This is a genomic window from Candidatus Pelagibacter sp. (genome assembly GCF_052049775.1).
In the GTDB taxonomy this organism is placed as follows: Bacteria; Pseudomonadota; Alphaproteobacteria; order Pelagibacterales; family Pelagibacteraceae; genus Pelagibacter.
Window position 1 is genome coordinate 38,149 of the sequence record NZ_JBNGZH010000018.1, and the last position, 11,350, is coordinate 49,498.

20 protein-coding genes are annotated in these 11,350 nt (G+C 29.0%); 19 read left to right on the top strand and 1 reads right to left on the bottom strand.

The window, feature by feature from the left end; translation table 11 throughout:
- The 18 genes from rpmC to ACTT83_RS03420 are packed head-to-tail and all read left to right on the top strand — an operon-like array spanning position 1 to position 9,317.
- Positions 1 to 192: a 50S ribosomal protein L29 gene (rpmC, locus tag ACTT83_RS03335; RefSeq protein WP_440918729.1), complete on the top strand. Its 192-nt coding sequence runs from the start codon at positions 1 to 3 to the stop codon at positions 190 to 192.
- Positions 185 to 421, top strand: a complete 237-nt coding sequence (rpsQ, locus tag ACTT83_RS03340) for a 30S ribosomal protein S17 (RefSeq protein WP_440918730.1) — start codon at positions 185 to 187, stop codon at positions 419 to 421. The genes rpmC and rpsQ overlap by 8 nt, the downstream gene beginning before the upstream one ends.
- Positions 421 to 789 (top strand): 50S ribosomal protein L14, encoded by a 369-nt coding sequence (gene rplN / locus ACTT83_RS03345; protein ID WP_075519964.1) that lies wholly within the window; start codon positions 421 to 423, stop codon positions 787 to 789. Before rpsQ ends, rplN begins: the two co-directional genes overlap by 1 nt.
- Positions 789 to 1,037: a 50S ribosomal protein L24 gene (gene rplX / locus ACTT83_RS03350; protein WP_440918731.1), complete on the top strand. Its 249-nt coding sequence runs from the start codon at positions 789 to 791 to the stop codon at positions 1,035 to 1,037. The genes rplN and rplX overlap by 1 nt, the downstream gene beginning before the upstream one ends.
- Positions 1,037 to 1,591 (top strand): 50S ribosomal protein L5, encoded by a 555-nt coding sequence (gene rplE, locus ACTT83_RS03355; RefSeq protein WP_440918732.1) that lies wholly within the window; start codon positions 1,037 to 1,039, stop codon positions 1,589 to 1,591. The genes rplX and rplE overlap by 1 nt, the downstream gene beginning before the upstream one ends.
- 1 nt (position 1,592) lies before the next feature.
- Positions 1,593 to 1,898 (top strand): 30S ribosomal protein S14, encoded by a 306-nt coding sequence (gene rpsN, locus ACTT83_RS03360; protein WP_440918733.1) that lies wholly within the window; start codon positions 1,593 to 1,595, stop codon positions 1,896 to 1,898.
- Positions 1,899 to 1,908: 10 nt separating this feature from the next.
- On the top strand, positions 1,909 to 2,304 hold the full coding sequence (rpsH, locus tag ACTT83_RS03365) for a 30S ribosomal protein S8 (protein ID WP_440916342.1): 396 nt from the start codon (positions 1,909 to 1,911) through the stop codon (positions 2,302 to 2,304).
- Positions 2,304 to 2,843 carry a 50S ribosomal protein L6 gene (gene rplF / locus ACTT83_RS03370; RefSeq protein WP_440918734.1) on the top strand — a complete coding sequence of 180 codons (540 nt, stop codon included), beginning with the start codon at positions 2,304 to 2,306 and terminating at the stop codon, positions 2,841 to 2,843. The genes rpsH and rplF overlap by 1 nt, the downstream gene beginning before the upstream one ends.
- Positions 2,843 to 3,199 carry a 50S ribosomal protein L18 gene (gene rplR / locus ACTT83_RS03375; protein WP_440918735.1) on the top strand — a complete coding sequence of 119 codons (357 nt, stop codon included), beginning with the start codon at positions 2,843 to 2,845 and terminating at the stop codon, positions 3,197 to 3,199. Before rplF ends, rplR begins: the two co-directional genes overlap by 1 nt.
- 1 nt (position 3,200) lies before the next feature.
- A complete protein-coding gene (rpsE, locus tag ACTT83_RS03380; protein WP_440918736.1) occupies positions 3,201 to 3,716 on the top strand; it encodes a 30S ribosomal protein S5 in 516 nt (171 codons plus the stop codon).
- Positions 3,716 to 4,168 (top strand): 50S ribosomal protein L15, encoded by a 453-nt coding sequence (gene rplO, locus ACTT83_RS03385; protein ID WP_440918737.1) that lies wholly within the window; start codon positions 3,716 to 3,718, stop codon positions 4,166 to 4,168. The genes rpsE and rplO overlap by 1 nt, the downstream gene beginning before the upstream one ends.
- A 9-nt stretch (positions 4,169 to 4,177) precedes the next feature.
- Positions 4,178 to 5,458, top strand: coding sequence for a preprotein translocase subunit SecY (gene secY, locus ACTT83_RS03390; protein WP_440918738.1), 1,281 nt, complete (start codon positions 4,178 to 4,180; stop codon positions 5,456 to 5,458).
- Between the two features lie 3 nt (positions 5,459 to 5,461).
- On the top strand, positions 5,462 to 6,025 hold the full coding sequence (locus ACTT83_RS03395; RefSeq protein ID WP_440918739.1) for an adenylate kinase: 564 nt from the start codon (positions 5,462 to 5,464) through the stop codon (positions 6,023 to 6,025).
- A gap of 54 nt (positions 6,026 to 6,079) precedes the next feature.
- A complete protein-coding gene (gene rpsM, locus ACTT83_RS03400; protein ID WP_440916349.1) occupies positions 6,080 to 6,463 on the top strand; it encodes a 30S ribosomal protein S13 in 384 nt (127 codons plus the stop codon).
- 2 nt (positions 6,464 to 6,465) lie between these two features.
- Positions 6,466 to 6,915, top strand: coding sequence for a 30S ribosomal protein S11 (gene rpsK, locus ACTT83_RS03405; protein ID WP_440918740.1), 450 nt, complete (start codon positions 6,466 to 6,468; stop codon positions 6,913 to 6,915).
- Complete coding sequence (locus ACTT83_RS03410) at positions 6,915 to 7,943, top strand: DNA-directed RNA polymerase subunit alpha (protein ID WP_440916351.1); 1,029 nt, start codon at positions 6,915 to 6,917, stop codon at positions 7,941 to 7,943. Before rpsK ends, ACTT83_RS03410 begins: the two co-directional genes overlap by 1 nt.
- Positions 7,943 to 8,386 (top strand): 50S ribosomal protein L17, encoded by a 444-nt coding sequence (gene rplQ / locus ACTT83_RS03415; protein ID WP_440918741.1) that lies wholly within the window; start codon positions 7,943 to 7,945, stop codon positions 8,384 to 8,386. Before ACTT83_RS03410 ends, rplQ begins: the two co-directional genes overlap by 1 nt.
- Before the next feature lie 19 nt (positions 8,387 to 8,405).
- Positions 8,406 to 9,317, top strand: coding sequence for an RluA family pseudouridine synthase (locus ACTT83_RS03420; protein ID WP_440918742.1), 912 nt, complete (start codon positions 8,406 to 8,408; stop codon positions 9,315 to 9,317).
- Here the strand turns inward: ACTT83_RS03420 and lipB are convergent.
- Positions 9,292 to 9,921 carry a lipoyl(octanoyl) transferase LipB gene (gene lipB / locus ACTT83_RS03425; protein ID WP_440918743.1) on the bottom strand — a complete coding sequence of 210 codons (630 nt, stop codon included), beginning with the start codon at positions 9,919 to 9,921 and terminating at the stop codon, positions 9,292 to 9,294. The genes ACTT83_RS03420 and lipB overlap by 26 nt on opposite strands.
- A 60-nt stretch (positions 9,922 to 9,981) precedes the next feature.
- Here lipB and mgtE point away from each other — a divergent pair.
- Positions 9,982 to 11,350 (top strand): magnesium transporter (mgtE, locus tag ACTT83_RS03430; RefSeq protein ID WP_440918744.1); only part of this gene is annotated, 1,369 nt, incomplete at its 3' end.

The window sequence follows — 11,350 nt, forward strand, 5'->3', positions numbered from 1 at the left end:
ATGAAAAAACAAGAAATTAAAAAACTATCAAAAGATCAAATTACAAAAAACATCGATAAATTTAAAAAAGATTTATTCAATTTTAGATTTCAAAAGATGAATTCACAGATTACGAATCCTGCAAAAATTAGTGAAACAAAAAAAACAATTGCTAGATTAAAAACAATATTAAAAGGAAAATTAAATGCCTAAGAAAATATTAACAGGTGTGGTTGTAAGTGATAAACCTAACAAAACTATAACTGTTTTAGTTGAACGAAAATATTCTCATCCATTATTAAAAAAAGTAATAAAAGTAAGAAAAAAATATAATGCCCATGATGAAAATAACAAATTTAAAACAGGTGATAAAGTATCGATCATTGAGAGCAAACCTTTCTCAAAAAATAAGAAATTTCAAGTAATGGAGAACATAAAATAATGATACAGGTCCAAACAGAATTAAATGTAGCTGATAACACTGGGGCAAAGAAAATTGAATGTATTAAAGTCTTAGGTGGATCGAAAAGAAGATATGCAAGTATAGGAGACACGATAGTTATTGCTGTAAAAGAGGCAATTCCGAAGGGAAAAGTAAAAAAAGGATCAGTTCATAAAGCTGTGGTGGTAAGAGTAAAAAAAGGAATTCATCGGGATGATGGATCAAAAGTAAAATTTGATAATAACGCTGCTGTCCTAGTTGATGATAAAGGTGAACCAGTTGGAACTAGAATTTTTGGTCCAGTGACTAGAGAATTAAGGAATAAAGGGCAAATGAAAATAATCTCATTAGCCCCAGAGGTTTTGTAATGATTAAAAAAGGTTTAAAAGTTCGAATTTTATCAGGGAGAGATAAAAAAAAAGAAGGTGAAGTGATTGAAATTGATAGACCAAACAATAGAGCAAAAGTTAAAGATATTAATATGGTAAAGAGACACATAAAAACAACTAAGGAAAAAAAAGGTGGAATTTTTTCAAAGGAAAGTTTTATTCATTTATCAAATTTGAAACTAATTGATGAAAAAACAAAAACAAAAAAAACCGAGGCTAAAAAATAATGACTCCGAGATTGAAAGAACTTTATTATAAAGAAATACAACCTGCATTAAAATCTCAATTTGGTTTTAAAAATTTGTACATGGGTCCAAAAATTGAAAAAATTGTTTTAAATATGGGCTTAGGTTTAGACGGAAATGATTCTAAAATATTAAAGTCTTGTGAGGAGGATTTAGCAAAAATAACAGGTCAAAAACCTGTGATTACTAAATTTAAAAAATCTGTTGCAAATTTTAAAACAAGAAAAGGGTCAAATGCTGGCTTAAAGGTAACACTTAGAAAAGATAAAATGTATGAATTTTTAGATAGACTTGTGAATATAGCTTTACCAAGAATTAAAGATTTTAGAGGCCTGTCTGCAAATGGTTTTGATAAATTTGGAAATTACACATTTGGTGTTAAAGAACATATTATATTTCCCGAGGTAAGTTTTGATCGTGCTGATAAGGTTCGTGGTATTGATATTGTGATTGTAATATCAGCTAAAAGTAAAGAGCATAGTTTTGCTCTTTTAGAAAAGTTAAATTTTCCATTTATTAAAAAAGGAGATAACTAAAATGGCTAAATTAAGCTCAATAAATAAGAACAATAAGCGAATAAAATTATCGGACAGGCTATTTAAAAAAAGGCAAAAATTAAAAAAGATTGTTATGAATAAAAAACTCCCTTTAGAGGAAAGATTTAAAGCGCAACAAAAATTATCAAAATTACCTAGAAATTCTGCGAAAGTAAGAGTGATGAATAGATGTCAGATCACTGGAAGACCTCACGGAGTTTATAGAAAATTGAAAATATCTAGAATTGCATTAAGACAATTAGGTCTGCAAGGAAAGATACCAGGTTTAATTAAATCAAGTTGGTAGAAAGGAAAATATGAGTTTAAGTGATCCAATTGGAGATATGATAGCAAGAATAAAAAATGCTCAAGATAGAAGCCATAAAAAAGTTGAATTACCTTCTTCAAATTTTAAAACTAAGATTGCTGATATCTTAAAGAATGAAGGATTTATAAAAGACTTCAAAGTGAACAAAGAAAATAATAAATCTTTATTATCTTTAGAGCTTAAATATCATTCAGGAAACCCAGTTATAAGTACTTTTGAAAGAGTTTCAAAACCAGGGAGAAGAATATTTTCTAGTGCAGAAAGTTTACCAAAAATTAATAATGGTTTAGGTATAGCGATTGTATCAACCCCCAAAGGTGTTATGACCGATATTGATGCAAGAAAACAAAGAGTGGGTGGAGAAATAATTTGTAAGGTATTTTAATGTCTAAAATTGGTAAAATTAATATTTCAATCCCTGAAAAAGTCAAAGTTGCTTTGGCTGGAAATAATTTAAACATAGAAGGGCCTTCTGGAAAAAAGTCAATCAATATTGATTTAGATGTATTCAATCTTGATATAAAAGATGGAAAAGAAATATCAATCAAACCGAAAAAAATTGATCAAGAAACCAAACGATTATGGGGAATGAATAGAAGCTTAATTAATAATGCAGTTATTGGCTCAAGCGCAGGATATGAAAAGACACTAGAATTGGTAGGTGTTGGATATCGGGCTGCTTTAAAAGGCAATCAATTAAATCTACAATTAGGTTATAGCCATGATATTAATTTTGATATTCCAGAAGGAATTAAAATCAATGTTGAAAAACAAACAACTTTAAAAATAAGTGGTGCTGATAAACAACAAGTAGGTGCAATTGCATCTAAACTAAAAACTCTCAGAAAAATTGAACCATATAAAGGTAAAGGTGTGAGAGAAAAGGGTCAACATATTTTAAAAAAAGAAGGAAAGAAGAAATAATGAAATTGGATACTAGTAAAAGAAAAAGATTTAGAGTTAGTAACAAAGTTAAAAACGTTGCTTCTAACGACAGATATAGACTAAGTATTTCTAGATCATCAAAGAATATTTCTGCACAAATAATTGATGATATGAAAAATGTTACTTTATTATCAGCATCATCAATTGAAAAAGATATTAAGTCTGGTGAAAAAGTAAATAAAACTGAATTATCTAAGATTGTAGCTGAAAAGTTAGCAAAAAAAGCACAAGAAAAAAAGATTACCAAGATTTACTTTGACAGAGGCATTTATAAATATCATGGAAGAGTGAAGGTTTTTGCTGAAACTTTACGTAAAAATGGAATGGAATTTTAACATGGATAATAATAAAGATAAAAAAACTGACGATATTTTAGAAAAATTAGTTCACATTAATCGAATAACAAAAGTTGTAAAAGGTGGACGTAGATTTGGTTTTTCAGCACTAGTAGTTGTTGGAAACCAGTCCGGTAAAATTGGAATAGCCCACGCTAAAGCAAAACAAGTGCCAGATGCTATAAAAAAAGCAAATGAAATGGCAAGAAGAAAGCTTATTCATATACCTCTTCGAGAAGGTAGAACTATTCATCATGATGTTAAAGCTAAAGATGGATCCGGCAGAATTGTATTAAGAGCAGCTTCTAAAGGAACAGGTATTATAGCTGGAGGTCCTGTTCGAGCTGTGTGTGAGGTTTTAGGAGTAAAAGATATTGTTGCAAAATCGATGGGTACATCAAATGCCCACAATGTGATCAGAGCTACAATGAAAGCACTATTGAAACAAAATTCACCAAAACAAATATCTTCAATAAGAAATAAAAAGATTTCAGAGATTATAGAAAAAAGAGGATAATGATTAAATTAAATAACAGAAATAAGATAAATAAAAGTAAACTTAGAGTTGGTAGAGGTATTGGTTCTGGAAAGGGCAAAACATCTGGTAGAGGTGTAAAAGGTCAAAAATCCAGATCTGGTGTAGCAATTAAAAGTTTTGAGGGTGGACAAATGCCACTATACAGAAGACTTCCAAAAAGAGGATTCAACCCTATTAATAAAAAAACAATTGCTATATTAAATCTAGATAAAATCCAATCTTATATTGATAAAAAAAATATTAAAACTACAGATACACTGAATTCAAATTTACTAAAAAAACTTAAATTAATCGATCAAAATTCAATAAAATTAAAAATTTTAGGATCTGGAGCCATTAAAGATAAGATTAATATTGAGGCAGATCTTGCATCAAAGTCTGCTGTTGAAAAACTTGAAAAAATTGGTGGCTCAATACAATTAAAAAAATAGTTTGATTTAATGAGCGCATCATCATCAAGTTCTGATTTAAGAAATAGAATAATATTTACCCTTGCTATTTTAGTGGTTTATAGATTTGGTACTTTTGTACCTTTGCCAGGAATAGATCCTGAACAACTCAAAACAATGATGGAAGGAAATCAAAAGGGCCTATTAGGAATGTTTAATGTTTTTGCTGGTGGTGCAGTGAGTAGAATGGCTATTTTTGCATTAGGAATCATGCCATATATCTCCTCATCAATTATTGTTCAACTATTAACAGGTGTTTCTGATTATTTCAAAAATTTAAAATCACAAGGAGAAACTGGTAGAGCAAAAATTACTCAGATAACTCGTTATGGAACTGTTTTACTTGCGACAGTTCAAGGTTATGGATTAGCAGTAGGATTAGAAGCTTCGCCAGGATTAGTGATTAATCCAGGTGTCTTTTTTAAGATTTCAACTGTTTCCACAATTGTCTCTGGGACTATTTTTTTAATGTGGCTAGGAGAACAGATTACCCAAAGAGGAATTGGTAATGGTATATCTCTTATTATTTTCGCTGGTATTGTTGCAGAAATTCCAAGAGCTTTAGTTACCACTTTCGAACTTGGTAGAACAGGAGCAGTCTCTACATTAATGATCTTAGCTTTATTTGTTTTGTTAATCTTAACAATTTTATTTATTGTTTTTATGGAAAGAGCTTTGAGAAAAATACTAATAAATTACCCCAAAAGACAAGTTGGCAATAAAATGTATGGAGGAGAGTCATCTCATTTGCCACTTAAGATTAATCAAGCTGGAGTAATTCCTGCAATCTTTGCTTCGGCATTATTATTATTACCAGTAACTTTTTCAAATTTTAATTTTTCTGATAATGAAACTTTTTTAAATGTAAGTTCATATTTTACTCAAGGACAACCTTTGTATATGTTACTTTATGCATCAGGAATAATATTTTTTACCTTTTTTTATACATCGATAACTTTTAATCCAACAGAAACAGCTGACAATTTGAGAAAATATGGTGGTTTTGTACCTGGGATAAGACCTGGAGAAAGTACAGCAATTTATATCGATAATATTTTAACAAAGTTGACAACAATCGGGGCTTTATATTTAACTTTAGTTTGTTTAATGCCTGAGTTTTTAATTGCTAATTATCCAATTCCTTTCTATTTGGGGGGTACATCGATTTTAATTGTAGTTGTTGTTGCAATTGATACTGTTACGCAAATACAAACAAGGTTAATGAGTTCACAATACGAACAATTGATTAAAAAAACAAAATTCGGAAGATAATTCGTGAATATAATCCTATTTGGACCTCCCGGTGCTGGAAAAGGAACGCAAGCAAAATATTTAGTTAAAAAGATAAATGGTTTTCAAGTTTCAACAGGTGATATGTTAAGGGATGAAATCAAGAAAAATTCTGAAATAGGAAAAAAAATAATCAATGACATGAACGATGGTAAATTTGTAAGTGATGAAATTGTAAATGAATTAATTAAAAAAGTCATTTTTGATGAAAAATATAAAAACAAACTTATCTTTGATGGATATCCTAGATCATTAGAACAAGCTAAAAATTTAGAAACTATTTTAGAAAGTTCAAATCAAAAGATTGATTATATTTTTTTTCTTAATGTCCAAAAAGAAGTAATAATTAAACGAGTTGAAAAAAGAAAAACTTTAGAAAAAAGATCTGATGATGACTCCAATATTATTTTAAAAAGATATGACACCTATATGGACATGACACGCCCCGTTTTAGATTTCTATTCCAAAAATTCAAACTTTTATGAAATAGATGGTGCGCTTAAAATAGAACAAATAACCGCCAAAATAGATGCTTTTCTTAATGTTTAAGACATTGACTTTGAAAGAACTTCTTATATAAAAGGCTAAATTTATCTCAAAATTATGGCTCGTATTGCAGGAATAAATATCCCACAAAATAAATTAGTTCAAGTAGGGCTAACTTATATTTATGGTATTGGTGATAAATTTTCAAAACAAATTTGCACATCACTAGCAATACCTAAAGAAAAAAGAGTGAACCAACTTACTGATGATGAAATTTTGAAAATAAGAGAATACATTGATCAAAATTTTAAAGTTGAGGGAGATCTTAGAAGAGATTATTCACTGAGCATAAAAAGATTAATTGATTTAGCTTGCTATAGAGGTTCGAGACATAGAAAAAAATTACCTGTAAGAGGTCAAAGAACTAGATGTAATGCTCGAACGAGAAAAGGAAAAGCTATTGCAATAGCTGGAAAAAAACTAACACCACTTAAAAAATAAACATGGCAAAACCAGAAAAAAAAGACAATAAAGAATTGAGTCAAGATAAGTCGCCAAAAAAAGCAGCTAAAAGTTCTTATTCAAAAAAAAAGAAAACTAAAAAGAATATCTTAAATGGAATTGCATATGTTCAATCAACTTTTAATAACACAATTATTTCTATCGCTGACACTAATGGAAATGTAATTTCATGGGCATCAGCTGGTCAAAAAGGTTTTAAAGGTTCAAGAAAATCAACTCCATATGCAGCGCAAATAGCTGCAGATGCTGCTGCATCTAAAGCCTTGGAGTTTGGCATGAAAACTTTATCTGTGGAGGTTAAGGGTCCTGGTTCAGGCAGAGAAACAGCATTAAGAGCGTTACAAGCAAGAGGATTTAGAATTTTATCAATTAAAGATACAACACCGATGCCACATAATGGTACTAGGCCACCAAAAAAAAGGAGAGTTTAATGGATGTAGAAAATGTAAATGTAAAAAATTGGAAATCATTAATCAAACCTGCAAAACTTGATGTTAAAATAAGCGATGATTTAACTCACGCTACAATTATCGCTGAACCATTAGAAAAAGGTTATGGCTTAACACTTGGTAATTCACTAAGAAGAATTTTACTATCCTCTATCAGAGGGGCTGCTGTAACTTCAATTCAAATTGATGGTGTACTCCATGAATTTACATCTATCAAAGGTGTAAGAGAAGATGTTACTGATATTGTATTAAACGTTAAATCTCTAGCGTTAAAATGTGCTGCTGAGGGAACAAAAAAACTCGTATTAGATGCTAAAGGACCTGGTGAAATAAAAGCATCTGACATCACATCAGTTCCCGATGTTGAAATTTTAAATCCTGACTTAGTTATTTGTAATTTGGATGAAAATACTCACTTCCATATGGAAATGAATGTTAATACTGGAAAAGGTTATGTTCCAGCTGATTTAAATAAACCAGAAGAGCCCCCTTTAGGTTTAATTGCAATAGACTCATTATATAGCCCCGTTAAAAAAGTTTCCTATTCAGTAAGTACTGCAAGAGAAGGTAAAGCTTTAGATTATGATAAATTAACGATGGAAGTTGAAACAAATGGATCAATTTCTGCCGAAGATGCAGTTGCTTATTCTGCAAGAATTTTTCAAGATCAATTAAAAATGTTTATTAATTTTGATGAACCTGTAGAAGCTCCAGTTAAAGAAGTTTCAACAGAGCCTGAATTTAACAAAAATTTATTAAGAAAAGTAGACGAGCTTGAACTATCTGTTAGATCAATGAATTGTCTTAAAAATGATAATATAATTTATATTGGTGATTTAGTTCAAAAATCTGAGGGTGAAATGTTAAGAACACCAAATTTTGGAAGAAAATCATTGAATGAAATAAAAGAAGTTTTGACAGGTATGTCTCTTTATTTAGGTATGGAAATTCCAAATTGGCCACCAGATAATATTGCAGAAATGTCTAAAAAATTAGAGGAAAGTATCTAATGAGACATGGAATGGCAAATAAGAAGTTAAACAGAACTTCTGAACACCGAAAAGCGCTACTTAAAAACATGCTTAATTCGTTAATAAAGTATGAGCAAATTAAAACAACTTTACCAAAAGCAAAATTTTTAAAGCCTCAAGCTGATAAAATAATTACATTAGGTAAAAAAGATAGTTTGCATAATACTAAAATTTTAATTTCTCAATTGCAGGATATTAAATCAGCTAATAAAGTAAAAAAAACTTTGTCTAAAAGATATGAAAAAAGAGCTGGTGGTTATACAAGAATTATCAAAGCTGGTTTTAGATACGGAGATAATGCGCCTATGGCTATAATTGAATTTGTTGATAGAGATATTCAAGCCAAAAAAGTTGATAAAAAAAAGAAAGATCCAGCAAAAGAAGTTGGAAAAAAAGAAGAAAAAAAAGCTGCCACAGCATAAATAAAAGCCTTAAATATTCATGATTAGAAGTTTTATCGTTGAGTCAACGTGTAATAACATGCGTATTGATAGATGGTTAAAAAATAAATTAGGAAAAATACCGCAAAGTCTTATTGAAAAGAGTTTAAGGTTAGGAAAAATTAAAATAAACAAAAAAAAGATAAAAAGCTCTTTTAAGATTAAAACAAATGATAAAATAGAACTCTTCAATTTTAATTTTAAAGAAAAAATTAAATACGAAAAAAAACAATTTAATCCATCCATTGAGGTAATAAAATCTAACGAAGATCTGATTATAGATAACAATGAAGATTTTATTGTTTTAAATAAAAGTGCAGGAATATCGGTTCAAGGGGGAACTAAGTCAAAAAAAAATCTAGTAGATATATTCGCAAAAAGTGAAATATTTCAAGGAACAAAACCATTTTCTGTTCATAGATTAGACAAAGATACCTCTGGTGTTTTTATTATTGCGAAAAATAGACAAACAGCTCAACTATTGACCTCTCTATTTAGATTAAGAAAAGTACACAAAACTTATTTGGCAATATGTAATGGAGAAATTGAAAAAGACTCAGGTGAATGGAATGATAATTTGATAAGGTACGACAATGGAAAAAAGATTACAGAAAAAGCTAAAACAATTTTTAAAGTGATAGATAAAAATACCAATGCTAGTTTAGTACAAATGAAACCAATTACAGGAAGAAAACATCAATTGCGAAAACAATTATTTAACATAGGGCATTCAATTTTTGGTGATAAAAAATATAATTCATCTATTTCTTCTAAAGGTATAAATAAAGATTTAATGCTTCATTCCTATCAAATAAAATTTATGATTAATGAAAAAAAATATACTTACAAAGCTTTATTACCAGATTATTTTAATAAGTTGTTAAAGACTAAAAGATTGAATTTTTCAAATTAGTTTTAAATATTTCAATTAACTTATTTTTTAACTCATCATAATTTTGATCTTTAATTTGTTTGAGATTAGTAATACCTTTATCTTTAATTCCACAAGGAATTATTGCATCATATTTTTTTAAATTGTTATTAATATTGATAGAAAAACCATGATAGGCTATCCATTTAGTTACTCTGACCCCAATTGCAGCAACTTTTTTTATAGTCGAATTATCATTATACCAAATACCAATATTTTCTTTATCAGCAAATGTGTCAATGTTATAGAGTTTCAGGGTTTCAATAATTGATTTTTCAATTACAGAAATAAATTTTCTAATATCTTTTTTACCTTTCTTTAAATCAATTACAAAATAACAAATTAGTTGTCCTGGTCCATGATAAGTAATTTTACCACCTCTATTGGTTTTTATAATATCTATAGATTTATCTATTATCTCATTTTCATTATAGCTTGTTCCTGATGTATAGATATGATCGTGTTCTAAAACCCAAATTAAATCATCTACTTTTTTTAGATCGATATCTTTAAGTCGATTTTCCATAAATGATATCGCATCTTCATATTTTACTGGATTTTGGGACTTTTTAATTTCTATAGTCATTTAAAAATTGTATTCTTTTTATTATGTATTAAAAGATCCGTCTAAATAATAGGTGTATTTATGACTTTAATAAAAAAAATTAAAGATAAAAAAGTCAATTTTGAATTTAATAAAGAATATATAAAAGTTGTAACAGATAAAATTAGCTCAAATGATGCATCTTTTATAACCAGATCTTTTGAAGAAATGCATCCTGCTGATGCTGCTGATATTATTGAGCATTTAAGTCAAAATGACAGAGAAAGTTTAATAAAATTAAATAATTTTAAGATTGATCCAGAAGTATTTGTTGAATTAAACGAGTCTGTTCAATCGGAAATCATAAAATATCTTTCGTCAGATGCAATTGTTAGAATATTAAAAAATTTAGAGTCTGATGACGCCATAGCCATTTTAGAGAATGTTGAAGAAAAAGATAAAAATTCGATATTAAGTTTATTACCCCCAAAAGATCGATTTGCATTATTAGAAGGTCTTAGTTATCCAGAAGATAGTGCTGCTAGGATAATGCAAAGAGAGTTTACAGCAATCCCAAGTAATTGGTCGGTTGGACAAACTATTGATTATTTAAGAGAGAATAAAGATTTACCAGAAGAATTTTTAGAAATTTACATTGTTGATGAAAATTTTAAACCTATTGGTGCTGTGCCATCTTCAAAAGTATTAAGAACACCTAGAGAAACAAAAATGTCTACAATTATGGATGACTCAATTTTTTTAGTTCCAGTGGATATGGATAGAGAAGAAGTTGGTAACTCATTTGAAAATTATGGTTTAAACTCAGCTTGTGTCGTAGATAAAAATAATAAACTTGTAGGAATGATAACTTCTGATGATGTATTAACAGTTTTAAAAGAAGAAGCTGAGGAAGATGCTTTAAGATTAGCTGGTGTTGGTGACGAAGAAATTACAGATGGTGTTATTACAAAAACTAAAAGACGATTTAACTGGTTATTATTAAACTTGTTCACAGCATTTCTGGCTACATATTGTATTAGTTTGTTTGGTGCAACAATTGAACAAATGGTTGTCTTAGCATTTTTAATGCCAATAGTTGCATCAATGGGTGGTAATGCAGGTATGCAAACTTTAGCAGTCACTGTTAGAACTTTAGCAACAAATGATTTAACAAAAAATAACTTTAATCAAAACATTATTAAGGAATTTAATATTGGCATTCTCAATGGAATAATTTTTGCTGTAATAAGTTCTTTTATCGTCCAAGTCTGGTTTCAAGATTACCAATTATCATTAATAATATCGATCTCAATGATTTTGACAATGGTAGTGGCAGGTTTATTTGGAATACTTGTTCCAGTCACGTTAAAAAAAATGAAAATTGATCCAGCAATTGCCTCTAGTGTTTTCGTAACAACAATAACTGATGTAATAGGTTTTGTTTCTTTTTTAGGTGTTGGGGCTTATTTTT